Here is a 21,594-nt window from a genome sequence, read left to right as displayed (position 1 = left end):
CTGGCGACGGCAGGCGAACAAGGGATTTTCAAGCATGGATCTGAGCGATCTTATCAGCGTTCCGGCGATTTTGCCGGCGTTGAAGGCGAACTCCAAAAAGCAGCTTCTGCAATTGCTTTCCGAGCGGGCGGCGGCGATTTCGGGCATTCCGGAGAGGGAAGTGTTCGACACCATCCTGCAGCGTGAGCGGCTGGGCTCGACGGGCGTCGGCAATGGCATCGCCATTCCGCATGGCAAGCTCGCCGGCGTGAAGCGCATCGCCGGTGTTTTCGCCCGGCTGGAAACACCGGTCGATTTCGAGTCGCTGGACGACCAGCCTGTCGATCTGGTGTTTCTGCTCCTGGCGCCGGAAGGGGCGGGCGCCGATCATCTGAAGGCCTTGTCGCGCATCGCACGCGTGCTGCGCGACGCTGACACGGTGGCCAAGATCAGGGGGACGCGCGACGCCACGGCGATCCACGCGCTGCTGTCGGACACGCAGGCCTCGCACGCCGCCTGAAGTTGGATTTTGAGAAAGACTGCCAAGGGCCGCCGCAAGCGGCCCTTTTCGTTTCAGCCAACCGGTCGCTTTAGTGAATGGCGACGGTGGTCAGGTCGTTTTCCATGGCGCCGGCCAATGCGCGGTCACGCGCGTCGGAAAGCAGGATCGGCTGGCCATTGGCGGCAAACAGCGCCCACAATTCCAGGCCGGGCGCAATTTCACCGATGTTGGGGAAGCGGCCGAGCAATTCATCGCTCGAGACCTTGCGCAGATAAGCGACCGAGCCTTCGCCCAGATGGGCGAATTCACCGCTGGTCATGGTGATATTCTCGTCAGTTCTGGTCATTTCAAGCCTCCTTGGCGCGAGGACGCCGCTCAAGGCCATCCCGCATGAGAGCCATCGGTAAAGATCAGTCTTTCACCGATATATTTATTTTCCGTACCAGCCGCTCGGACTCCGGCCGATCGAGGTCGATCGACAAAAGGCCGTTCTTCAGCTCCGCCGCGATCACGCGCATGCCGTCGGCCAGCACGAAACAGCGCTGGAACTGGCGCGCGGCGATGCCGCGATGAAGGAATTCGCGCTCGGTGTCGTCGGTCTGACGGCCGCGCACGACCAGCTGGTTTTCCTCCGTTGTCACATCGAGATCGCTTTCGGCGAAACCGGCGACAGCGAGCGTGATGCGCAGCCTTTCGGCCTTGCCGTCGGCACCGCCGAGGCGCTCGATGTTATAGGGAGGGTAGCTGTCACCGGACTTCGCCAGGCGCTCCAAGGTCTTTTCCATGGCGTCGAAACCAAGGAGAAGCGGGCTGGAGAAAGGCGTCATTCGGCTCATGTTACACTGTCCTCTCAAGAGCGACATAAACTGGAAAAACCCGGATGGCATTTTTCCCGATGGTCTTGATATGGTCCGCCCCGCGACCAAGTTCAAGCCACCACAAGACCCGCCCAAAAAGACCAGGCCTTGGACTCACAGGAATAATCGACATGGCGCTTGAAACGACGCGCGGATGCAAGGAGAAGCGCTGCGGTCGTCCTTCAGGCGTGCGATCGATCCGGTGAGTTCACGGCCCCAAACAAGGAATTGAAATGCCCCAACCACGCAAGATCATCATCGACACCGATCCCGGCCAGGATGATGCCGTCGCCATTCTCTTGGCGCTCGGCAGCAGCGAACTGGAGATCGTCGGCATCACCGCCGTTGCCGGCAACGTGCCGCTGAAGCTTACCGAAAAGAATGCCCGCAAGATTTGCGAACTGGCCGGCCGGCCAGAAATGAAAGTCTATGCCGGTGCCATCCGCCCCCTGGCGCGCACACTGGTCACCGCAGAGGAAGTGCATGGCAAGACCGGCCTCAACGGCCCACAGCTGCCCGAACCGACGATGAAACTGCAGGAGCAGTATGCCGTCGACTTCATCGTCGAGACGCTGATGAAGGAGGAGAGCGGTACCATTACGCTCTGCCCGCTCGGGCCGCTGACCAACATCGCACTGGCGCTGATCCGCGAACCACGGATCGCGCCGCGCATCAAGGAAATCGTGCTGATGGGCGGCGGTTTCTTCGAGGGCGGCAACGTCACGCCCGCGGCCGAATTCAACATTTATGTCGATCCGCAGGCCGCCGATCTGGTGTTCAAGTCCGGCATCCCGATCGTGATGATGCCACTCGACGTCACCCACAAGGCGTTGACCACCACCAAGCGCACGCAGGCCTTCCGCGCGCTCGGCACCAAGGTCGGTATCGCGACCGCCGAGATGCTGGAATTCTTCGAGCGCTACGACGAGGGCAAATACGGCACCGATGGCGGCCCGCTGCACGACCCCTGCGTCATCGCCTATCTCCTGAAGCCGGAGCTGTTCAAGGGCCGCAACTGCAATGTCAGCGTTGAGACCGCCTCGGAACTGACCATGGGCATGACCGTGATCGACTGGTGGGGTGTCACCAAGCGGGAAAAGAACGCCATGGTGATGCGCGAAATCGACCATGACGGCTTCTTCGCGTTGCTGGTGGAGAGGCTGGGGCGGCTTTAGGGGGTCTTTTTACCTTCTCCCCTTGCGGGAGAAGGTGGCCTCGCGAAGCGAGGTCGGATGAGGGGTGATCCAGGGAACGCCAACGCCTCACTCCGTCACGCTCCCCTCATCCGTCTCGGCGCTGCGCGCCGATCTTCCTTCTCCCGCAAGGGGAGAAGGAAGAGGCGTTACTTCGACCTCGAAAACGCCAGCCACAGGCCGCCACCGACCAAGAAGCTGCCGCTGATCCTGGACATGAGCTTGATGCGGCTGGCCGACAGCAGGCGTCCGGCGCGGCCGGCGGCGAGCGCGTAGGTCGAATCCGACATGGCGGCGAAGATCATGGCGGTCAGGCCCATGACGACGATTTGCAGCGAATAGTTGCCTTGCGGCGCGATGAACTGCGGGAAGAAGGCGCCGAAGAACACCAGGGTCTTGGGATTGCTCAGCGCCACCAGCAGGCCCTGCAGGAAGAAGCCGCCGCGCGGCTTCCTAGCGGTTCCGTCGGCATTCAGCGTGCCCTTGGAGCGGAACATCTGCACGCCCATCCAGATCAGATAGGCGGCGCCGATCAGCCTGACCCATTCAAACCAGTGGCCCATGCCCGCGATCAGCGTGTTGAGGCCGATGCCGACAATGGCGATCATGATGGCAAGCCCGGCCTGCGTGCCGGCGACATTGGCGAGGCCGGCGCGGGTTCCGTGGCGGATGCTGTTGGCGATGATCAGTGTGACCGTCGGTCCCGGCACCAGGATGATGACGATGCAGGCGAGAACATAAGCGGCATAGAGTTCCAGCGACATGGTTTTTCCCTTGGAGTCCCGCCAATGCGGCGTGGCAGGGGACAATCAATGCATGGTGGTAGCCTCTGCGCAAGCCAGACGCGAAACACCGCGCCGTTGCGCGCGCGTCAGGCGCCGGCCTGCCAGGGCAGTGTCGCCTCATAGGCGGTCGCCGCCCGTAGCACCGCGAGGTCGCCACGCGGCCGGCCGATCAGCTGCATGCCCATTGGCCGGCCCTTGTCGTCGAAGCCGACCGGTACGTTGACCGCCGGGCAGCCGCCAAGCGTGGCGAAGGCTGAAACCTGCATCCAGCGGTGATAGCTGTCCATCGGCCGTCCAGCGACCTCGCTTGGCCAGTGCATGCCGACTTCGAAGGGGAAGACCTGCGCGGTGGGCAGGGCTATGAGGTCGAAGCGGTCGAAGATCGACAGCAGCATCCGATGCCAGGAGGTGCGCACGACCGACGCCGCGCGGATCTGCGGCGCCGTCAGCCGCATGGCGTTCTCGATTTCCCATATGGCTTCCGGCTTCAGCATGCCACGCCTGGAAGGGTCGTCGTAATGGACCTTGAGGGCGCAGCCGCTGCTGGCCTGGCGCAGCGTCACGAAGGCTTGCCAGAGCGCTTCGAAGTCGAAATCCGGGAGCAAGGGTTCAACCGCGAAGGACTGGTCCGAGAACCGGCCGAGTGCCGCCTGGCACAGATCGAGAATGCCCGCTTCGATCGGCAGATGGCCGCCGAGGTCGCCGAGCCAGGCGACGCGGCCGCCGGTCGAGGGCGGTGCAAGCCCTTCGAGGAACGAGCCCGGTTTCTCATAGGACAGCGGCGCCTGCGGATGGTAGCCCGCCTGTACGTCGAGCAGCAGCGCCATGTCGGCGACATTGCGGCCCATCGGACCCTCGATGCCCATCTGCGCATGGAAGACCTCAAGATCGGGTCCGGCGGGAACAAGCCCTTGCGACGGCCGGAAACCGTAGACATTGTTCCAGCCTGCCGGATTGCGCAGCGAGCCGCCGAAGTCGCTGCCATCGGCGACGGGGACCATGTCGAGCGCCAGCGCCACCGCCGCGCCGCCGCTCGAGCCGCCGGCGGTGAGCGCCGGATCGAAAGCGTTCAGCGTCGGCCCGAAGACATTGTTGTAGGTGTTGGATCCCAACCCGAATTCGGGGACATTGGTCTTGCCGATGATGATGGCGCCGGCGTTGCGGATGCGCTCGACGAAGAAATCGTCTTCCTGCGGCACGAAATCGGCGAAGATCGGCGAGCCGAAGGAGGTCCTGAGCCCGGTCGTCGAGGCGAGGTCCTTGATGGCGATCGGCAGGCCGAAGAGCTTCCCGGTTTCACTCGCTTGCCTGGCATCGGCTGCATCGGCCTCGCGCAGGATATCGCCGCGCTCGCGCAACGAGACGATGGCGTTGACCAGCGGGTTGACCGTTTCGATGCGGTCGAGGAAGGCCGTCACCACCTCGCGCACGGACAGTTTCTTGCGGCGAATGGCGCCGGCCAGCTCGACGGCGGACAGGCGGCAGACATCGCCGGCCCGCGGCACGGCATGCTTGGTCTCAGGGCGCATCATTTCTGCTGACTTCCTGCAAGGCTTGATCGACATCCTTGGCCAGCGGGATCGCCGGCTGGGCGCCAGGCTTCAGGCATGCGAGCGAGCCTGCCGCACCGGCGCGCGCCAGCGCTTGGTCGAGCGCAAGGCCGGACGACAGGCCGGCAGCGAAGTAGCCGCAGAAGGTGTCGCCGGCGCCGACCGTGTCGACAGGCGTGATCTTCATGGCCGCAACGGTCAGGAAATCGCTCGGCGTCGCCGCCATGACGCCGTCGCCGCCGAGGGTGACGACGATGCTGCGGCCGGTTTTCGCGGCGAAGTCGCGCATGCGTGCCGCACGGTCGCGGCCGTTCAGCGCCAGCGCCTCGCCATAGAGGTCGAACTCGGTCTCGTTGGCGACGACATAATCGGCCTTGCCGAGGAAAGCCGTCGCGTCGCCCTGGAAAGGAGCGGTGTTGAGCACGGTGATGGCGCCGGCCGCGCGTGCCTGGTCGAGTGCCGCATCGACGGTCGCCAGCGGGATCTCGTGCTGAAGCAGCACGACGTCGCCCTTTTTCAGGAAGGCCTTGGAGAGGTCGCCGGTCACCACGGACGCATTGGCGCCGGAAACCACGGCGATGATGTTCTCGCCGTCGTCACCGACCATGATCAGTGCCGTTCCGGTCGAGGCAAAGGTTTCCGCCACGCCCGACAGGTCGACCTTGGCCTCGCGCAGCAATGCCAGCGCCTCGCCGGCGAAACTGTCCTTGCCGACGGCGCCGACCATGCGCACCGGGACACCGGCGCGCGCGGCGGCCAGCGCCTGGTTGGCGCCCTTGCCGCCGGGCGCCGTGGAGAAACCGGAACCCCTCACCGTTTCGCCGGGGCTCGGCAAGCGGTCGACTTTGGCGATAAGGTCGAGATTGATCGAGCCGACGACGACTATCAAGAAAGTACCTCCCTGCCAGCGCTGGCCGGAAATCAGGATCGACTTTCGGAAAGCACGATGTGGATCGAAGATGGCGGAGCTGGTGCATCAATATGAATGCGCCGTCACCCCGATTGCGCGGGAAGCTAGCGCGTCATGCGATGAGTTGCCAGACCATGTGGCTATCAAAAGGCGATTTGTCGCCTCACTCGCAGCGCACGGTGACCGTGCCCTGGTAGTTGCCGGCCGGAAAGATGCCAGATGATTTGGTGGCGGTGAGGTCAACCTGGATAGTGTGGGTGCCGTTGACGACGCGCTGCGGCACGCTTCCGGAGGTGTCGACGCCGGTGCCGTCGAGGCGGTAGACGGTGCTGAAGTTGACATTGGTGCCGCCGCCGCTTGGCGCCGACGAGAACGATGCGGGCGCCGGTGCGGAAACGGAATAACAATCGAGCAGGTTGAGCAGGGTGCAAAGCAGCGAGCTGGCGGTGATGGTGGCGCCCGCGCTCGATCCGCCGGCCTGCTTGGAGCCGAACACGTTGAGGCCGGGATTTGCGGTCATCGTTCCCGATGCCCCGACCATGATGGTGCAAGTGCCGATGATTGCCGCCGGCGCGGGCTGGCTGAAGCCGGCAAGGGCTGCCATCGTAAGCAGCGCGCGGCTATTTCTTCTTCTTTTTCTTGCCATCGCTGTTTCCGGTCCTGATGGTCCAGCCTTCATTGGCCCATCCGGGTGATGCGGTCGCGGCGGCGGGAGCGGCAGCGCTGGCGGCCACGCTCCCCGTCGTGCCGTCGCCGCCGAGACCCATTTTGAGCAGTTTCAGCTCCATCTGCAGGCGCTGGACCTCCAGTTCATATAGCCGGCTGCAGTCGAGACGCTTCGGCGTACGCCCGATCGGGATCACCACCCGGCCGTAGGTGGCGACGCCATTATCTGTCTGGTTGTTGCCCCTGATAACGCCGAGATCGACATAGGCACCGGAACCGGAAACGGCGGAGCGGCAAGTGGTGCCGTCCGCGGCATGAACCTCGTCCTGGCCCTGGGGCAAGGTGACACCGGGCAAATTGAAGCCGTTCTCGTTCTGGTTGAGATTGTAGATCTGGTCCTGGGCCTGGGTTGGAGCGGTGCTTATCACTGCAGCCGCGAGTGCCAGCGTCAGGACTTGCGGTGTCCAAAGAACTTTCCGCATATCTGTGCCCTTATCTGCGTCTGTTGATTGGGGAAGGGGATGCTTTCGGTACAGATACGCACTTTACGCTCGGCGGCGCCGCCGAAGGGCACGACCACAAGGACAGGACGGGAAGCCTGGGAACCCAGCTGGAACACGCTCGGAGAGATCCTGGCGTCCACCGGCTGGAAATCCTGATCGTAGACGTGGATTTCGACCTTGATCTTCTGGTCGTATGGATTGGCCGGGTATACGCGGACCGCGAAGACGTCGGTGAAGCTGTTGATCTCGCCGCGCATCGGCGACATCGACTGGGCCGCTGCGGCAACGGGGATCAGGCCGACAGCCAGCGCCGTCGCCAGGGTTCGAAAAAGTGTCAAGGATGCCTCCTTCCCGGGCGCTACTCGCAGCGCAGCGTTACCGTTGCCTGATAGTTTCCGTTGGCGAAGCGGTTGCTGCCGCCCTTGGTGCCGGCGAGATGGACCGAGACAACGTCGGCGCCAGGTGTGCTGATGGCGGTCGCCGAGCCGGTCTCGACGATGGAATGGGCACCGGCGGAAGAGTAGGTTGGCGTCCAGGTGGTCGATGTCGTGTCGGCCGACGGCACCGTCGTGGTGGTAACCGGATCGACGCTCAGCGACACGCCGCCTGTCGTCGTCAGCGTGACGGTTCCGGCCGAGCCGCCGCTGTTGTGGGAGCTGAGGGTCTGAAGGTCGGGACTGACCGTCATCGTGCCATTGGTGGCAATGACAAGCGTGCAGGTCGGGGAGATCGTGCCATTGAAAATGACATTTTGCGTCGTAGCCAATGCAGGCTGGCCCAGACATGCGCCCAGCAAGGCTGCACCCAAGGCGGTGCGAAACAACTTCATAGAGGCCTCCTATTAAGTCGGATCGCCCGAATTAACAGGAGTCATGATCGCTTCATCGTGGTTAATTTAGCGTAAACTTAAATAATTCGCAGAAATAACGCCTTACAAAAAACCAAAGGTTGTCCTCGGTTGTGCCCTGAATTTCGGATAAAGTCCAAGTAATACTTTTCGATAATCAAGATCTGTAAATTTCTTCGCCGGAAACTGGAAAAACGATATTTATGACGACACTTGGCCCGCCTCCCAGCCGAGGATGGCGCGCTTGCGGGTCAGGCCCCAGTGGTAGCCGGTGAGGTCGCCGGACTTGCCGATAGCGCGATGGCAAGGCACCACGAAGGAAAGCGGGTTGGCGCCATTGGCGGCGCCGACCGCGCGGCTGGCGCTTGGCGCGCCGATGCTGGCGGCGATCGAGGAATAGGTGCGGGCCTTGCCCATCGGGATTTGCAGCAGCGCCTCCCAGACGCGAACCTGGAAGTCGGTGCCGATCATGACGACATGCAGCGGCTGGTCGGGGCGCCACAGCGTCGGGTCGAAGATGCGCGCGGCGTAAGGACCGGTCGCGGCCAGGTCCTCGACATAGATGGCGTTCGGCCAGCGGCTGGACATGTCGGCGAAGGCGGCGCGCTCCTCGCCGGGGTCGCTGAAAGCGAGGCCGGCAAGCCCACGGTCGGTGGCCATGATCAGGGCGGTGCCGAAAGGCGAGGCATGGTAGCCGTAGCGGATGGTGAGGCCGGCGCCGCGCGTCTTGTAGTCGCCCGGCGACATTGCCTCGTGGGTGACGAACAGATCATGCAGCCGACCGGGACCGGACATGCCCAGTTCGAACGAGGTTTCGAGCAGCGGCATGCCGGAGTCCAGCAGCCGGCGCGCATGGTCGAGCGTCACCGCCTGCAGGAAGGCTTTCGGCGACAGGCCGGCCCAGCGGGTGAACAGTTTCTGCAGGCCGGTCGGCGTCTCGCCGACCTCCTCGGCAAGCTCCTCGAGCGAAGGCTGGTCGCGATAGTCGAGGCTGATCTTCTCGATGGCGCGGCGCACGATCTCGTAGTCGCTGCCTTGCGGCGTGATGTCCTTCTTGAGGACGGCTGTCTGTGTGCTCATCGAACTGTCTCCTTGGCCAGGAATATCGCCCCTTGGGGCGCCGATCGCCACCCGAAACTTGCCTTCTTGCCGCGCATACCCAGATAGACTCGGGCTTCTTGCCCAGGAGTCGCTCATGACTGGCGAGAAAGTGCATCTGACCGGGGCAAAAGAAACCTTGCTGATGACGCTCTATGGCAAGGCGCTGGAGAGCCGGCTGCCCCATTCGCTGCTTGGGGATCATTTCGCCGACGAGGCGGTGCGTAAGATCGACTATGACTTCTCCAGGCTCAAGGTCGACGAGAATCTCGGCATCGGCCTGGCGATCCGGGCCAAGACACTGGACGTTCGTGTCGAGGATTTTCTGGCCAGAAATCCCGGCGCCATCGTGCTGCATCTGGGCTGCGGGCTCGACACGCGCGTCTTCCGTGTCGATCCGCCACCAGGCGTGGACTGGTTCGATGCCGACTATCCCCAGGTCATCGAACTCAGGCGAAAGCTTTACCCGCCCCGCGACCATTATCATCTCATCGCTTCGTCGGTGACCGAGCCCGGCTGGCTGGCCGAAGTGCCCCGCAACCGCCCGGCCATGGTGGTGGCGGAAGGGTTGACACCCTATCTTCCCGCCGACGAAGGGCTGCGCCTGGTTTCGCGGCTTGTCTCGCATCTTGCCGGCGGCGAGCTGATGTTCGACGCCTACAGCCGTTTCGGCCTGACGCTGCTTCGTCTCAGTCCGACCATCAAGGCGACGGGCGCCGAGGTTCACTGGGCGATCGACGATCCGCACGAGCTGGAACTGGCGGTTCCGAAACTGCGGTTCGTCGAGGATATTTCCGCCTACATGCCCGAACACGCCGCCCGCATGGGCTGGTCGGCCAAACTCTTCGTTCGCCTGTGGAAACACATTCCGGCGCTGCGCAAGGTCGGCAGGCTTCTGCGCTATCGATTCTAGATTCAGCGCGCCTTGGCGGTCGCCAGCGCGCGTGAAAAAGCCGTCGCAAAACTCTCGCGGGACTCGGGATCGAGAAAACCGCCGATCGGCACGTTCTGGCCTTGGCCTTCAACCGTCATTCTGGTGATGCCGATCTCGGCGTGACGAGCGACCGAAAACCGTGCCCAGAACGGGTTGAAGCGGTGGGCCTCCGATTTTCCCGAAGGGGCCGTCTTGCGGATGTCGAGGGTGGTACGCGAGACCGACACCTCTTCGCGGGCGCGGGCGGCGCGGTAGTTGGCGCGGAAGGCGATGTAGACGGCGACCACGTCAAGGCCGAAGAAGCCGAATACCGGCCAGGCGCCGCGCGACAGGAAGAACGCGCCGGTCCCCAGCCAGCCGAACGACAGCGCGCCCATCAGGACCAGGAAGCCCTTCCTGCCCAGCGACCGGTGTGGGGTCAGCAATGCGTGAAAGAAGGGCTCGTCAGCCTGGAACGAGGCGTTTGTGTCGCTCATGACGGGATATTATAGGAGGGAAATGGCGAGCCCCAAGTCCAAAGATTCTTCCATGCCCGAAAAAGACCTACCGGCCGGACGACGCGACGGCTCGAACGCCAAGCCGCGCCCACGGCCGGTGCGGCGGACTCCGCGCTACAGTCCGGCGGAGGTGCACGAGATCTTCCGCCGTTTTTCGGTCCAGCGGCCGGAGCCGAAGGGCGAGCTCGAACACGTCAACGCCTTCACGCTGCTGGTGGCGGTGGTGCTTTCGGCACAGGCGACGGACGCCGGCGTCAACAAGGCGACGCGCGCGCTATTCAAGGTCGCTGATACGCCGCGGAAGATGCTGGCGCTGGGTGAGGCCAAGGTCGGCGACTATATCAGGACCATCGGCCTGTGGCGCAACAAAGCCAAGAACGTCATCGCGCTGTCGGAAGCGCTGATCCGCGATCATGGCGGCGTGGTGCCTGACGGTCGTGACGAGCTGGTCAAGCTGCCTGGCGTCGGGCGCAAGACCGCCAATGTCGTGCTGAACATGGCCTTCGGCCAGCATACGATGGCAGTCGACACGCACATCTTTCGGATCGGCAACCGGCTCGGCCTGGCGCCCGGCAAGACGCCCGAACAGGTCGAGCAAGGGCTGCTGAAGATCATCCCGGACGAATATATGCGCCATGCGCATCACTGGCTGATCCTGCATGGCCGTTATGTCTGCAAGGCACGCAAGCCGGATTGCCCGGCCTGCGTCATCGCTGACATCTGTAAGGCTGAGGAGAAGACGAGCAGCATTCCAGCGCCGCTGGTGCCGATCGCTCCGCTTGAAGCCGTGGCCGTTGGCGATCAGATACCGTAGCCGCGCGCCATCGCCGCCGCGAAAACCGGGATCAGCAGGAAGACGAGCGCCTCGGCGCGGATATAGGTCTTCACCGAGGCCAGTTCGCCCGCCGGCACGGAGAAGGAGGGATTGGCGCCGGCCTGCCGGTTCCAGGAAATGAAGCGCACGGTCGGGATGATCGACAGCAGGCCGACGATGCCGAATGCCGCCATCTTGGCCCAGAACATCCAGTTGTAAACGTAGAACTCCCATCCCTTGAGGCTCCAGAAGACACGGGCGATGCCGACGATGATGATGAGTGAGGCGATGATGCCATAGTGGCGGTCGATGCCGGCGAGCCGCTTGAGGGTTACGGCGGGCAGGTCGCCGCGGATCAGCACGAATTCGGCGCCGATGATTCCTGCCAGGGAAAACACCAGCAGATGATGGACAATGGCAAGCACAAGGTCGGTCGTGTCCATACTTTTTCCCTGGGTTTGAGCACCAGCCCCGCGTCTGAAAAGGTCGCGCCGCAAATGTGCTGAATCAGCCTGCCGGGAAAATAACACCGTCGGGCAGAATTCCCATAGAAAGCTGGTCCCTAACCACAGGTTGCGTCGACGCCCGATCCGGGCACGTTAGAGCGTTTCACCGTTTCATGGAAACGGCGAACCACTCTAACTCTTTGTTTTGACGCAATTCCGGACGGAAAGCCGCTCACACTTTTCCTGGAATTGCTCTAGGTTTGCAAGCATGACCAGACTGAAACGCCCCCTTAATCCGATGCCTGACCTGATCCACGCCGCCCTGGTGGAGCGTGGCCTGACAACGGCTTATGAGGCCCGGCCGGACTACCAGAAGAACGACTATCTCGGCTGGATTGCCCGCGCCAAGCGCCCGGACACAAGGCAGAAGCGGCTCGACCAGATGCTGGACGAATTGCAACGTGGCGGCGTCTACATGAACATGGTTTGGCGCGGCTGAAGATCTGCTACGGGCTGCTGCAGAACCTTGCACACTGCGGTTCTGGATGATGGCGCGTCTTCAACTGGCCCTTGCACCGCAGGACCGATTTGCTAAGCGCGGGCACCTGCAGCGAGGCAAATCCCATGAACAACCGCCAAGTGACCGTCGCCCCTGTCATCGAGACGCAGCGAACCATTCTGCGGGCACACCGGCTGGCGGATTTCGACGCCTATTCAACGATGTGGGCCGACCCGGCCGTCACCCGCTTCATCGGCGGCAAGCCGCGCACGCGCGAGGAAAGCTGGATGCGCTTCCTGCGTCATGCCGGCCTGTGGTCGCTGCTCGGCTACGGCTTCTGGGCGATCGAGGAGAAGGCGACGGGCCGCTTCGTCGGCGAGGCCGGGTTTCACGATCTGAAGCGCGACATGGAACCTTCGATCGAAGGCATTCCCGAGGCCGGATGGGCACTGGCGCCGGCCGTGCATGGGGTAGGTCTTGCCACAGAGGTCGTCGGCCGTGTGCTGGCCTGGGGCGAAGAAACCTTCGGACGGGTGAAAACCGTCTGCATCATTGATCCCGAGAATACCGCCTCGTTGAACGTCGCTGGCAAGGTCGGTTATCGCGAGGTGTTGCGGACCACCTATCACGACGCCCCGACCGTGCTGCTGGAGCGGCTGTCCTGAACCGGGATTGCAACTCCCCTAGACTAGCCCGCCTTACGGCGCAGCTTCCGCGCCAGATCGGCCCATGGATCGACGCTTTCGGCGGCCGGCGTGACGCCCCGGCCTAGCAGCACCGTCGAGGCATCGAACGGCGTCGGTCTGGCGATCCCATAGCCCTGGGCATAGTCGACGCCGATGGTCTTCAGAGCGGCGGCGATACCGTCGCTCTCGACGAACTCGGCGATGGTAAGCTTGCCCATGACCTTGCCGATGTGGTGGATCATCTCGACCATGGCGCGGTCGATGCGGTCGTCCAGCATGTCCTTGACGAAGCTGCCGTCGATCTTGAGGTAGTCGACCGGCAGGTGCTTCAGATACCCGAAGGACGACATGCCGGAGCCGAAATCGTCGAGCGCGAAGCGGCAGCCCAGCCCGCGCAGATCGGCAATGAAGCGCATGGCACTGGTGAGATTGGCGATAGCGCTGGTTTCTGTGATCTCCAGGCAGATCATGGCAGGCGAAATGCCGTGGATGAGGAACTGTTCGCTCAGGAAGCCGAGAAAGCTCTCGTCACCAAAAGTCGCGCCCGAAAGATTGATGGCGCAAGTTGTGATCGGCGATGTGCGCGGATCGGCCTGCCGGGCGGCCAGGATGCGGAAGGTGTTACGCACCACCCAGCGGTCGATCGATGGCATCAGGCCATAGCGCTCGGCCGCTGGAATGAAACTCTGTGGGGTGACGAAGCTGCCGTCTTCGTCGGTCAGCCGCAACAGGATCTCTATATGCGCTCCCGCCTCGACGATGTCGTCGTTGAGCGGCCAGATCTCCTGCGCATGAAGCCGGAAACGGTTTTGCTCCAGCGCGGCGTGCAGGCGCTGCACCCAGGCCATCTCGCCGAAACGCTCGCGCAAGTCCACGTCGCAGTCGCTGTGAATCTGGACGCGGTTGCGGCCCTTTTCCTTGGCCATGTAGCAGGCGACGTCGGCGGCCCGCAGCGTTTCCTCGATCGTCACCTGCGCATTGGCGATCTCCACCATGCCGACACTGACGCTGGTGTTGAGCGGCCTACCATCCCAGACGAAATGCAGGTTCTGCACCGCCGCGCGCAGCCGTTCGGCGATGTCGCATGCTTCGTCGGCTTCACAATCGACGAGCAGCACGCCGAACTCATCGCCGCCCAATCGTGCCAGCACGTCGCCCGGCCGCAATTCGCAGGTCAGCAGCGCCGAGATCTGGCGCAGCAACTGGTCGCCCGCCGCATGGCCGCACGTATCGTTGACCAGCTTGAACTGATCGAGATCGAGATACATCAAGGCGTGCTGCCGGGGCTGGCCCCGCAATTCGACGATGGTCCTTTCCAGCCGGCTTTCGAAATCGCGCCGGTCGGCGAGCCCGGTCAACGCATCATGCGAAGCCTGCCACGAAAGCCGCTCGATGTAATCCTCTTCGCGCGTCATGTCGTGGAAGGCGAGCACGGCGCCGACGACATCACCGGAAACGAGCAGCGGGGCGCCGGTCAGCGCGACTGGAACAACGGAGCCGTCAGGCCGCTGGAGCAATTGCGGACGGGCGCTGGAACGGCGCGCTTCGCCGGCCAGCAGACGCCCGACCAACTGCGTTTCTTCAACGCCGGTGTCCTTGTCGACCAGGCGAAAGAGCGATGCGATCGGCTTGCCCCTGGTAGCGCCGAACGGGCAGGCCAGCAGCTTCTCGGCGACCGCGTTCATGTAGTCGAGCCGCCCGTCACGGCCGGTGCTGATGACGGCCTGGCCGATCGAAGCCAGTGTGATCTGGGCGCGCTCGCGCTCGGCATTCAGCGCCAGCTGGAAGGCCTGGCGCTGCGCCAGGAGCTTGCGCGTGCGCAACACGGCAAGCAGGATCAACAAGGCGGCGGTGACGAGATTGGCAAAGGTAAGCAGCATCCGGATGAAGCGCGATCCCTCGCCGAGGCTGTCCGAGAAGGCCTTGGACAATGGGGTGACCTGACGATCGAGCCGATGAATTTCCGCCTTCCAGGTGCTGATCTCGGCCGTCGACGCCGGCCCCTTGCCCAGCGTCGCATGCATCGTGTCGCCGAGCCGCTGGATGGCGAGGATCATCGTGTCGGCTGCCGCCCAGTGCCGAATAGCGGTATCGAGATAGCTGAAGTTCCGGAAATTATGGAACAGCCAGATCAACCCGGCGACGTCGTCCGGGTGGTTTCTACCTTGCAGGAAGCCTGCGCGCGCTGCCTCTGTATCGGGCTCGGGCTGCTCGAGCGCCAGGCGGGCCGAGCGGTCGGCCAGCGGAACGGCGATCGCTTCGCGATACTCGGTGAAGAACTCCTCATTGCCGGTGTCCGCATAGAGGCTGAGGAAATAAATGGCGTGCTTTTGCCCCTTGGACCACTGGCTTTCCCCACCGACATAGGCGCGAACCGCCGAAAGCGTGTACAGGCTGAGGCTGGCGACCAGCGCCTGGATGAGGACGACGGCGATGAACGGCCAGACGAGCCCGAGAAGGCGGGGGCTGACTTCCATCGATGACGGCTTCTTCGAATTCACGGACGTGCCATGATCCTGTCAGCGCGCCTGTCCGACTGTTTCACCCGTCGGTTGAGACGACTTTCTTCCCCTTATGTCGCAAATGGCGACAACAACCGGGTATCACGAGGGACTTAACAGCAAATAAATAGTTCCGTTCTCTATGAGGCCTTTTCTTGATTTGGGTGGCTGAATATTACGCAACGTCAAGTGACTGCTTCAAGTTGAATCAGTTTGTATTCGAAGCTTGTCGGCCCTGTTCGGACCTGTAACCGCGCGGGTTAGGGCGGCGCCTCCGCCGCAAGACTTGCCTGTTCAAGCATCAAGGCATCCTCGCCGAAGGCGCGGGTAGCGCGGGCAGCGCGGGCCGCTGCCGCGCAAATGGTTGTGGGCCTATACCGGCACGCCGGTGCGCCCTCTTCCCGAAGAGGGCGGTACGCGCGCCTGAGGAATTGCATCAGGCCGCGCCAGTCGGCGCAGACTGGGGAAGCGTCAAGGTCTCAACCAGCGTCGAAAGATCAGGTTCGTCGATCAACATCGCCGCGTCGGCCGGCGCCAGCCAGGCCCGCTGCCGCCGCTTGGCTTCCTGCCAGTTGGCCAATTCCTCGGTCACCTCAAGCAGATAGACGATGACGTCGACACGGATAAAGCGGTTGGTCAGCCGCTTCCAGTAGGAATAGGTGCCGGCAGGCTGCTTCAGGGTCTTGCCAAGCACGCCGGCTTCTTCCATAGCCTCGATGGTGGCTGCCTTGCGTCCGCTCTTGCCTTTCATCGGCCATCCCTTGGGGACGATGAAGCGTCTCGTCGTCCTCGACGTGACCAGCATCACCTCGAAATTCCCACCCGCGGTCAACCGAAAGGGGATCGCCGCCACCTGGCGGATCCGCTCGCCTTTCTTAGCCTTGCGCACGGCCTTCTTCTTGGTGGCTGCCATTCGTCAAATCCAGTCGGGTGCAGTGCCCCCATATCGCGATGCGGCGCCTTTGCAAAACCCAAACTGCCGCAGGGGCACCAGAAGGTGCCTATCATGTAAGTCGGCTAAATAAAAGAGCGGGCCGGCAGTCAGCGGCAGGTGCTGACGGCGGTGGTGCCGATTATCCGCGTCTGGCAGCCCGACCTGACTTGCGGCACGACCGGCGGTGGCTGCTGGACGATCACGCGGTCCTGGTCGCGATACTGCTGTTGCTGCTGCTGGAATTGCTGCCGCTGGATGCGGCTCTGCAAGGCCTGCAGATCGTTCTGCTGGATCAGCGTGTTGCTGTTGATCGCGGGATTGGCCACTTGCGCGGAAGCGGGCAGCGCAAAGCCGGCCACAAGAGTCGTGGCCAGCACCGCCGATGCAAATCTCATCGATAGTCGACGCGCCAACATTGGCGCATTCCTGCGAAAAATCCTGTTCATTTCCGCAATATAGGGTGTTTGTCTGGCGATGCCATGGCTGGTCCATCGGTCACCGCTTCGCGGCGGTAGAGAATCTGCCCGGCAACCTCGCATTGCACTTGACGGAAGCGATCGATTCGCCGCTCTATCGGGTCGGCGCCGGCCTCGAGCTGAATGGCGTCAGTGGCGTCGGCATGTTCGTCAGGTACAACGGCGCCTTCGGGGAAACGGTCAAACAGAATGCAGTCAGCGCGTCTCTCACGGTCAGTTTCCAGGCTGGCTCGAGACGGAGCCGGGCGGGAGAGGTCTTGATGAGGAAATACGCGCATTTGGTTGCGATGCTGGCTGTGGCCTGTATCGCCGGTGTGCCGGCGATGGCCGCGCAGACCAAGGGCGACAAGGTGGCGGCGCCGCCCGCCGCGGCTGATGCGCCGCAACTGCCCGGCGGGGCATCGGCCTTGTCCGAAACCCATGGCGACTGGACGGTCAATTGCCAGATATCGGGCACGAACAAGGTCTGCAGCCTGTCGCACCAGCAGTTCAACAAGCAAAGCAACCAGCGGCTGCTGGCGATCGAACTGTCGAGCAAGACGGGCGAAGGTGCCACCGGCACCCTTGCCTTGCCATTCGGGCTGGCGCTCGCCAAGGGCGTCACCCTAACCATTGACGACCAGAAGCTGGACGGCAGCCTGGCGTTCAACACTTGCCAAGTCGTCGGCTGCCTGGTGCCGGTGGCGTTCGACGCCAATGTCACGCCGCTGCTCAAGAACGGCACCACGTTGAAGATCGACGCCTTCGCGGCCGATACCGGGCAAGCGGTGAGCTTCTCCATTCCGCTCAACGGCTTCGGTGGCGCGCTCGCCCGCACGGCGGAACTTTTGTCCAACTGACGGCCTGAGGCCGGAATTTGACGCGCGGCGCCCAACTGGCACCGCGCGTCCAATACAGTTCAAACGACGATCGTTTTCAGCCGCTCGGCAATGAAGGTGGCGAGCCGCGCCGCCACCTCGTCCTTGGTCATCTCAGGCCATTCCTCGACGCCGGCCTTCGACACGATCCGCACCCGGTTGCGATCGCCGCCCATGACGCCTGAAGGGCCGATGCCGCTTTCGTGCGACACATCGTTGGCGACGATCAGGTCGGCGCCTTTCTTCGCGAGCTTGGCCTGGGCGTTGCGCAAAAGATCCTGCGTCTCGGCGGCGAAGCCGACGACCAAGCCGGGCCGCTGGCTGTGATGGCCGACGCCGGCAAGGATGTCGGGGTTCTCGATCATGCGCAGCACTGGCGGTCCTTCACCCGCCACCTTCTTGATCTTCTCGTCGGCCGAATTCTCGCTGCGCCAGTCGGCGACGGCGGCGACGAACACCGCGGCGTCGGCGGGCAGAAGCTGTTCAACCGCATCGCGCATCTCTTGCGCGCGCTCGACATGAATGGTCTTCACACCGGCTGGGTCGGCGATGCTTACAGGACCGGAGACGAGGTGCACATCGGCGCCAAGCCTCGCCAACGCCGCGGCGATGGCATGGCCCTGCTTGCCGGAGGAACGGTTGGCGATATAGCGCACCGGGTCGATCGGTTCGTGCGTCGGGCCGGAGGTGACGATGATCTTGCGCCCTGCCAACGGCCTGGGGCCGGCATCGAGCCGCGCCTCGACCGCGGCGACGATCTCCAGCGGTTCGGCCATGCGGCCTTCGCCTGCCTCATTGCTTTCGGCCATCTCGCCCCTGGCCGGGCCGACGAAAGTGACGCCGTCCTTGCCCAAGGTCGCACGGTTGCGGCGGGTCGCGGCATGCGACCACATTTTCGGATTCATCGCCGGCGCCATCAGCACCGGCTTGTCGGTGGCCAGCAGCACGGTGGAGGCGAGATCGTTGGCATGGCCGTTGGCGAGCTTGGCCATCAGATCGGCGGTGGCGGGCGCCACGACCAGAAGATCAGCCTCGCGCGACAGCCTGATATGGCCGACATCATGCTCGTCATTGCGGTCGAACAGTTCGGTGAAGACGTGGTCGGTCGACAGCGCGCCTACCGACAGGGTGGTGACGAATTCCCGTGCAGCCGCTGTCATCACCACCCGCACCGCCGCACCGCGCTCGCGCAACCGGCGGATCAGGTCGAGCGCCTTGTAGGCGGCGATGCCGCCGCCGATGATGAGCAGGATGCGCTTGCCGGAAAGCGTACCCTGCGGAAGGGTCCTGCCTGCAGGGGTCGCAACCGGGGTCGCCGCATTGTGCGTGCTGGTCAGTTCGCGCAAGGTCTTTTCGATCTGGTCGATGCGGCCGGGCCCGATCTGGCCGTCGACAGCGGCCCGGATCATCACCCGCGCCTGTTCTTCCATGGAGCGGTTGTTTTCCGCCGCCAGCCGGCGCAGCAACTCCTTGACCTCATCGTCAAGGTTGCGGATCGTGATGCTTGCCATGTGATTGCACTTTGCTCATGCTGACCGATAGCAATGATAGCAATGCAATCAACTCGCCGCAAGTTGTCAGCTCGAGCTTCGATTTCCAGGCCTAGAGAATCTTCCAGGCGATATAGACCAGCGTCAATGCGATCACCCACAGCGCGACGCGGCCGGAGCGGCTGTAGCGCGCCTCGGCCTTGCCGATGGCACGCGCCGTGGTCTCGTCGAAACGCAGGCCGTGCTCGGCCATCAGGTCGATCTCGCGCGACAGCCGGTCGGTGCGCGCGGCAAGCTCCGGCGCCTGGCGGGCCAGCGTCAGCAGCGCCTTGGCACCGTCGCGCGCATCGATCATCATGATGCGCGGGCCAAGGTTTCCGGCGATCCAGCCGCCGACCACCGGCTCGGCGGTCTTCCACATGTTGAAGGCTGGATCGAGCGTGCGCGCCACGCCTTCGACCACGACCATGGTCTTCTGCAGCAGGATCAGCTCCGGCCGTGTCGCCATGTCGAAGAGTTCGGTCACCTCGAACAGCAGCGTCAGGAGCTTGGCCATGGAAATGGTCTCGGCTGGCTGGCCGTGAATCGGCTCGCCGATGGCGCGAATCGCCTGCGCGAAGGCCGCGACATTGTGCTGGCGCGGCACGTAGCCGGCCTCGAAATGCACTTCGGCGACGCGCAGATAGTCGCGCGTGATGAAGCCGTAGAGGATTTCGGCGAGGAAGCGGCGCTCCTTCTTGCCGAGACGTCCGGCAATGCCGAGATCGACGGCGACGATGGTGCCGTTGGCTTCGACGAACAGGTTTCCGGGGTGCATGTCGGCGTGGAAGAAACCGTCACGCAGCGTATGGCGCAGGAACGACTGGATGAGATTGGCGGCGATCGCCTTCAGATCATGGCCGGCCTCCTCCAGGCCGGCGATGTTGTTCATCTTGACGCCGTCGACCCATTCCATGGTCAGCACGTCGCGGCCGGTGCGTTCCCAGTCGACGGATGGCACGCGGAAGCCCGGATCGTCCTTGGTGTTCTCACCAAGTTCGGAGAGTGCCGCCGCCTCGAGGCGCAAATCCATCTCGATCTTGGTGGTCTGCGCCAGCGTCTCGGTCACCTCGACAGGCCGCAGCCGGCGCGAGGACGGGATGTACTTCTCCTGCAGGCGGGCGGCGAGGAAATAGCTTTCGAGATCCTGGAAGAACCGGCGGCGCACACCGGGCCGGATGACCTTCACCGCGACCTTGGTGGCAACGCCATCATGGATGGCTTCGGCGGCATGGACCTGGGCGATGGAAGCGGCGGCGACCGGGTCGCCGAACTCCGCGTAGAGATCGCGCACCTTGCGCCCGAGCGAGGCTTCGATGGCCGCGACAGCCTCGGCCTTCGGGAAGGTGTGCATCTTGTCCTGCAACATGGCGAGATCGAGCGCCATGTCGTTGCCGACGACGTCGGGCCGTGTTGCCAGGAACTGGCCGAGCTTGACATAGGACGGGCCGAGCCGGACCACGGCCTTGGCCAGCCGGTCGCTGCGCTGATAGGCGAGCGCGCGGCGGCGGGTGAACAGCCGCGCCAGTTGCCAGCCGAATTTCGGCAGACCGGACAGTTCCTCGCCCGGTAGGGCGGCGATAACGCCCTCGCGCACCAGCACCCAGCCGGCCCGCGCGAGCCTGAAACCAGCGCCGACGCTGCTCATGGCCGCACCCAGGCCGGTTCTCGCGACCGGCATGAGCCATATCGGGGATGAGAAATGCGGGCCAGCCTCAAAGCTTCCAGCCCGAATGAAGCGCGGCAATACCGCCGGAATAATTGCGGAAGGAAACGCGGTCGAAACCGGCGCGGGAAATCATCGCCGCGAAATTCTGCTGGTTGGGGAATTTCGCGATCGATTCAACCAGATAGGAATAGGGCTCGCCGTCGCCGGTGACCATCTTGCCGATCTTGGGGATGGCGTTGAACGACCAGGCTTCATAGGCCTTGTCGAGCAGCGGCATCTCGACCTCGGAAAATTCCAGGCACAGGAACCGGCCACCCGGCTTCAGCACGCGAAACGCCTCGCTGAGCGCGACATCGATGCGTGGCACGTTGCGGATGCCGAAAGCGATGGTGTAGGCGTCGAAGGTAGCATCGGCAAAGGGCAGTTCCTCGGCATTGGCCTCGACGAAATCGGTGTTGCCGGACAGGCCCTTCTTTTGCGCCCGATCGCGGCCGACACCCAGCATCGAGCCGTTGATGTCGAGCACCGTGGCATGCGCATTGCCGTGGCTGGCGTCGACGATGCGGAAGGCGATATCGCCGGTGCCGCCGGCCACGTCCAGGACCTTCCAGCCCGGCCGCTTCGGCGGGTTGAGCCAGGTGACCATGGCATCCTTCCACAGCCGATGCAGGCCGGCCGACATCAGGTCGTTCATCAGGTCGTAGCGGTTGGCGACCTTGTGGAAAACATCGTTGACCAGGGACTGCTTCTCGCCTTCCCCCACACGCTTGAAACCATAGGAGGTTTCCATGCCGCCCGCGGCCGTGGTTCTCTCAACTGACATTTTTTTGATCCGTCATAAAACCGGCGGGACCATAGCCGA

The 21,594-nt window shown here is 63.5% G+C and carries 25 protein-coding genes; 7 read left to right on the top strand and 18 right to left on the bottom strand.

Annotation, left to right across the window (positions count from 1 at the left end):
* The first annotated feature begins 34 nt into the window (after window positions 1-34).
* Complete coding sequence (gene ptsN / locus MAFF_RS13560; RefSeq protein ID WP_010911486.1) at window positions 35-499, top strand: PTS IIA-like nitrogen regulatory protein PtsN; 465 nt, start codon at window positions 35-37, stop codon at window positions 497-499.
* Window positions 500-569: 70 nt separating this feature from the next.
* On the opposite strand, the gene MAFF_RS13555 is transcribed toward ptsN, so the two are convergent.
* Together MAFF_RS13555 and MAFF_RS13550 are read right to left on the bottom strand one after the other, a co-directional pair.
* Window positions 570-827: a DUF1150 family protein gene (locus tag MAFF_RS13555; protein ID WP_032920755.1), complete on the bottom strand. Its 258-nt coding sequence runs from the start codon at window positions 825-827 to the stop codon at window positions 570-572.
* A 64-nt stretch (window positions 828-891) separates the two neighbouring features.
* A complete protein-coding gene (locus MAFF_RS13550; protein WP_032931669.1) occupies window positions 892-1,317 on the bottom strand; it encodes an Hsp20 family protein in 426 nt (141 codons plus the stop codon).
* Window positions 1,318-1,571: 254 nt separating this feature from the next.
* On the opposite strand from MAFF_RS13550, the gene MAFF_RS13545 reads away from it, so the two are divergent.
* A complete protein-coding gene (locus MAFF_RS13545; protein ID WP_010911483.1) occupies window positions 1,572-2,513 on the top strand; it encodes a nucleoside hydrolase in 942 nt (313 codons plus the stop codon).
* Between the two features lie 167 nt (window positions 2,514-2,680).
* Here MAFF_RS13545 and MAFF_RS13540 read toward each other — a convergent pair whose 3' ends face one another.
* From MAFF_RS13540 to MAFF_RS13505, 8 genes are all read right to left on the bottom strand, one after another.
* Complete coding sequence (locus tag MAFF_RS13540) at window positions 2,681-3,295, bottom strand: LysE family translocator (RefSeq protein ID WP_010911482.1); 615 nt, start codon at window positions 3,293-3,295, stop codon at window positions 2,681-2,683.
* A 107-nt stretch (window positions 3,296-3,402) separates the two neighbouring features.
* Window positions 3,403-4,848, bottom strand: coding sequence for an amidase (locus MAFF_RS13535; protein WP_044548320.1), 1,446 nt, complete (start codon window positions 4,846-4,848; stop codon window positions 3,403-3,405).
* A complete protein-coding gene (locus MAFF_RS13530; protein WP_010911480.1) occupies window positions 4,835-5,755 on the bottom strand; it encodes a ribokinase in 921 nt (306 codons plus the stop codon). Before MAFF_RS13530 ends, MAFF_RS13535 begins: the two co-directional genes overlap by 14 nt.
* 184 nt (window positions 5,756-5,939) lie before the next feature.
* Window positions 5,940-6,422, bottom strand: a complete 483-nt coding sequence (locus MAFF_RS13525; RefSeq protein ID WP_010911479.1) for a hypothetical protein — start codon at window positions 6,420-6,422, stop codon at window positions 5,940-5,942.
* Window positions 6,397-6,924: a hypothetical protein gene (locus MAFF_RS13520; protein WP_010911478.1), complete on the bottom strand. Its 528-nt coding sequence runs from the start codon at window positions 6,922-6,924 to the stop codon at window positions 6,397-6,399. The genes MAFF_RS13525 and MAFF_RS13520 overlap by 26 nt, the downstream gene beginning before the upstream one ends.
* A complete protein-coding gene (locus MAFF_RS13515; RefSeq protein WP_032931664.1) occupies window positions 6,891-7,283 on the bottom strand; it encodes a hypothetical protein in 393 nt (130 codons plus the stop codon). Before MAFF_RS13515 ends, MAFF_RS13520 begins: the two co-directional genes overlap by 34 nt.
* A gap of 20 nt (window positions 7,284-7,303) precedes the next feature.
* A complete protein-coding gene (locus MAFF_RS13510; RefSeq protein ID WP_010911476.1) occupies window positions 7,304-7,774 on the bottom strand; it encodes a hypothetical protein in 471 nt (156 codons plus the stop codon).
* A 219-nt stretch (window positions 7,775-7,993) separates the two neighbouring features.
* A complete protein-coding gene (locus MAFF_RS13505; RefSeq protein WP_032931663.1) occupies window positions 7,994-8,872 on the bottom strand; it encodes a methylated-DNA--[protein]-cysteine S-methyltransferase in 879 nt (292 codons plus the stop codon).
* A gap of 115 nt (window positions 8,873-8,987) precedes the next feature.
* Here MAFF_RS13505 and MAFF_RS13500 point away from each other — a divergent pair, with 115 nt between their 5' ends.
* The gene (locus MAFF_RS13500) at window positions 8,988-9,803 is read left to right on the top strand and encodes a class I SAM-dependent methyltransferase (RefSeq protein ID WP_010911474.1); all 816 of its coding nucleotides are present in this window, start codon (window positions 8,988-8,990) and stop codon (window positions 9,801-9,803) included.
* A gap of 2 nt (window positions 9,804-9,805) precedes the next feature.
* Here MAFF_RS13500 and MAFF_RS13495 read toward each other — a convergent pair whose 3' ends face one another.
* Window positions 9,806-10,300: a DUF2244 domain-containing protein gene (locus MAFF_RS13495; protein ID WP_010911473.1), complete on the bottom strand. Its 495-nt coding sequence runs from the start codon at window positions 10,298-10,300 to the stop codon at window positions 9,806-9,808.
* A gap of 22 nt (window positions 10,301-10,322) precedes the next feature.
* Between MAFF_RS13495 and nth the strand changes: the two genes are divergently transcribed.
* Window positions 10,323-11,135, top strand: coding sequence for an endonuclease III (gene nth, locus MAFF_RS13490; RefSeq protein WP_032931658.1), 813 nt, complete (start codon window positions 10,323-10,325; stop codon window positions 11,133-11,135).
* Here the strand turns inward: nth and MAFF_RS13485 are convergent.
* Window positions 11,123-11,578 (bottom strand): DUF2214 family protein, encoded by a 456-nt coding sequence (locus MAFF_RS13485; RefSeq protein WP_044548319.1) that lies wholly within the window; start codon window positions 11,576-11,578, stop codon window positions 11,123-11,125. The two genes, nth and MAFF_RS13485, sit on opposite strands and share 13 nt — an antisense overlap.
* Window positions 11,579-11,849: 271 nt before the next feature.
* Between MAFF_RS13485 and MAFF_RS13480 the strand changes: the two genes are divergently transcribed.
* Complete coding sequence (locus MAFF_RS13480; protein ID WP_010911470.1) at window positions 11,850-12,080, top strand: YdeI/OmpD-associated family protein; 231 nt, start codon at window positions 11,850-11,852, stop codon at window positions 12,078-12,080.
* 125 nt (window positions 12,081-12,205) lie between these two features.
* Entirely contained in the window at window positions 12,206-12,745 is a 540-nt protein-coding gene (locus tag MAFF_RS13475) for a GNAT family N-acetyltransferase (RefSeq protein WP_010911469.1), read from the top strand.
* Window positions 12,746-12,768: 23 nt separating this feature from the next.
* Here MAFF_RS13475 and MAFF_RS13470 read toward each other — a convergent pair whose 3' ends face one another.
* The 3 genes from MAFF_RS13470 to MAFF_RS13460 all read right to left on the bottom strand — a co-directional run bounded on the left by MAFF_RS13470 (window position 12,769) and on the right by MAFF_RS13460 (window position 16,647).
* Window positions 12,769-15,243, bottom strand: coding sequence for an EAL domain-containing protein (locus MAFF_RS13470; protein ID WP_044548318.1), 2,475 nt, complete (start codon window positions 15,241-15,243; stop codon window positions 12,769-12,771).
* Between the two features lie 460 nt (window positions 15,244-15,703).
* Window positions 15,704-16,180, bottom strand: a complete 477-nt coding sequence (locus MAFF_RS13465) for an NUDIX hydrolase (RefSeq protein ID WP_010911467.1) — start codon at window positions 16,178-16,180, stop codon at window positions 15,704-15,706.
* A 128-nt stretch (window positions 16,181-16,308) separates the two neighbouring features.
* Entirely contained in the window at window positions 16,309-16,647 is a 339-nt protein-coding gene (locus MAFF_RS13460) for a hypothetical protein (RefSeq protein ID WP_010911466.1), read from the bottom strand.
* Window positions 16,648-16,937: 290 nt separating this feature from the next.
* Between MAFF_RS13460 and MAFF_RS13455 the strand changes: the two genes are divergently transcribed.
* Window positions 16,938-17,516 (top strand): invasion associated locus B family protein, encoded by a 579-nt coding sequence (locus tag MAFF_RS13455; RefSeq protein ID WP_044550905.1) that lies wholly within the window; start codon window positions 16,938-16,940, stop codon window positions 17,514-17,516.
* A 59-nt stretch (window positions 17,517-17,575) separates the two neighbouring features.
* On the opposite strand, the gene coaBC is transcribed toward MAFF_RS13455, so the two are convergent.
* The 3 genes from coaBC to ubiE form a co-directional block, all read right to left on the bottom strand.
* The gene (gene coaBC / locus MAFF_RS13450) at window positions 17,576-19,045 is read right to left on the bottom strand and encodes a bifunctional phosphopantothenoylcysteine decarboxylase/phosphopantothenate--cysteine ligase CoaBC (protein ID WP_044548317.1); all 1,470 of its coding nucleotides are present in this window, start codon (window positions 19,043-19,045) and stop codon (window positions 17,576-17,578) included.
* Window positions 19,046-19,136: 91 nt separating this feature from the next.
* The gene (ubiB, locus tag MAFF_RS13445; protein WP_010911463.1) at window positions 19,137-20,711 is read right to left on the bottom strand and encodes a 2-polyprenylphenol 6-hydroxylase; all 1,575 of its coding nucleotides are present in this window, start codon (window positions 20,709-20,711) and stop codon (window positions 19,137-19,139) included.
* A gap of 67 nt (window positions 20,712-20,778) precedes the next feature.
* Window positions 20,779-21,555 (bottom strand): bifunctional demethylmenaquinone methyltransferase/2-methoxy-6-polyprenyl-1,4-benzoquinol methylase UbiE, encoded by a 777-nt coding sequence (ubiE, locus tag MAFF_RS13440; protein ID WP_010911462.1) that lies wholly within the window; start codon window positions 21,553-21,555, stop codon window positions 20,779-20,781.
* Window positions 21,556-21,594 lie beyond the last annotated feature (39 nt).

The organism is Mesorhizobium japonicum MAFF 303099 (genome assembly GCF_000009625.1).
Taxonomy (GTDB): domain Bacteria; phylum Pseudomonadota; class Alphaproteobacteria; order Rhizobiales; family Rhizobiaceae; genus Mesorhizobium; species Mesorhizobium japonicum.
Note: the sequence above shows the minus strand (reverse complement) of the source record. Positions and strands in the feature narration are given on the sequence as shown.

Excerpts from the sequence above, each read along its gene's own strand:
- ptsN (WP_010911486.1), top strand. The coding sequence starts at position 35 with ATGGATCTGAGCGATCTTATCAGCGTTCCGGCGATTTTGCCGGCGTTG.
- MAFF_RS13555 (WP_032920755.1), bottom strand. The coding sequence starts at position 827 with ATGACCAGAACTGACGAGAATATCACCATGACCAGCGGTGAATTCGCC.
- MAFF_RS13550 (WP_032931669.1), bottom strand. The coding sequence starts at position 1,317 with ATGAGCCGAATGACGCCTTTCTCCAGCCCGCTTCTCCTTGGTTTCGAC.
- MAFF_RS13545 (WP_010911483.1), top strand. The coding sequence starts at position 1,572 with ATGCCCCAACCACGCAAGATCATCATCGACACCGATCCCGGCCAGGAT.
- MAFF_RS13540 (WP_010911482.1), bottom strand. The coding sequence starts at position 3,295 with ATGTCGCTGGAACTCTATGCCGCTTATGTTCTCGCCTGCATCGTCATC.
- MAFF_RS13535 (WP_044548320.1), bottom strand. The coding sequence starts at position 4,848 with ATGATGCGCCCTGAGACCAAGCATGCCGTGCCGCGGGCCGGCGATGTC.
- MAFF_RS13525 (WP_010911479.1), bottom strand. The coding sequence starts at position 6,422 with ATGGCAAGAAAAAGAAGAAGAAATAGCCGCGCGCTGCTTACGATGGCA.
- MAFF_RS13520 (WP_010911478.1), bottom strand. The coding sequence starts at position 6,924 with ATGCGGAAAGTTCTTTGGACACCGCAAGTCCTGACGCTGGCACTCGCG.
- MAFF_RS13510 (WP_010911476.1), bottom strand. The coding sequence starts at position 7,774 with ATGAAGTTGTTTCGCACCGCCTTGGGTGCAGCCTTGCTGGGCGCATGT.
- MAFF_RS13505 (WP_032931663.1), bottom strand. The coding sequence starts at position 8,872 with ATGAGCACACAGACAGCCGTCCTCAAGAAGGACATCACGCCGCAAGGC.
- MAFF_RS13500 (WP_010911474.1), top strand. The coding sequence starts at position 8,988 with ATGACTGGCGAGAAAGTGCATCTGACCGGGGCAAAAGAAACCTTGCTG.
- MAFF_RS13495 (WP_010911473.1), bottom strand. The coding sequence starts at position 10,300 with ATGAGCGACACAAACGCCTCGTTCCAGGCTGACGAGCCCTTCTTTCAC.
- nth (WP_032931658.1), top strand. The coding sequence starts at position 10,323 with ATGGCGAGCCCCAAGTCCAAAGATTCTTCCATGCCCGAAAAAGACCTA.
- MAFF_RS13485 (WP_044548319.1), bottom strand. The coding sequence starts at position 11,578 with ATGGACACGACCGACCTTGTGCTTGCCATTGTCCATCATCTGCTGGTG.
- MAFF_RS13480 (WP_010911470.1), top strand. The coding sequence starts at position 11,850 with ATGACCAGACTGAAACGCCCCCTTAATCCGATGCCTGACCTGATCCAC.
- MAFF_RS13475 (WP_010911469.1), top strand. The coding sequence starts at position 12,206 with ATGAACAACCGCCAAGTGACCGTCGCCCCTGTCATCGAGACGCAGCGA.
- MAFF_RS13470 (WP_044548318.1), bottom strand. The coding sequence starts at position 15,243 with ATGGAAGTCAGCCCCCGCCTTCTCGGGCTCGTCTGGCCGTTCATCGCC.
- MAFF_RS13465 (WP_010911467.1), bottom strand. The coding sequence starts at position 16,180 with ATGGCAGCCACCAAGAAGAAGGCCGTGCGCAAGGCTAAGAAAGGCGAG.
- MAFF_RS13460 (WP_010911466.1), bottom strand. The coding sequence starts at position 16,647 with ATGAACAGGATTTTTCGCAGGAATGCGCCAATGTTGGCGCGTCGACTA.
- MAFF_RS13455 (WP_044550905.1), top strand. The coding sequence starts at position 16,938 with ATGAGGAAATACGCGCATTTGGTTGCGATGCTGGCTGTGGCCTGTATC.
- coaBC (WP_044548317.1), bottom strand. The coding sequence starts at position 19,045 with ATGGCAAGCATCACGATCCGCAACCTTGACGATGAGGTCAAGGAGTTG.
- ubiB (WP_010911463.1), bottom strand. The coding sequence starts at position 20,711 with ATGAGCAGCGTCGGCGCTGGTTTCAGGCTCGCGCGGGCCGGCTGGGTG.
- ubiE (WP_010911462.1), bottom strand. The coding sequence starts at position 21,555 with ATGTCAGTTGAGAGAACCACGGCCGCGGGCGGCATGGAAACCTCCTAT.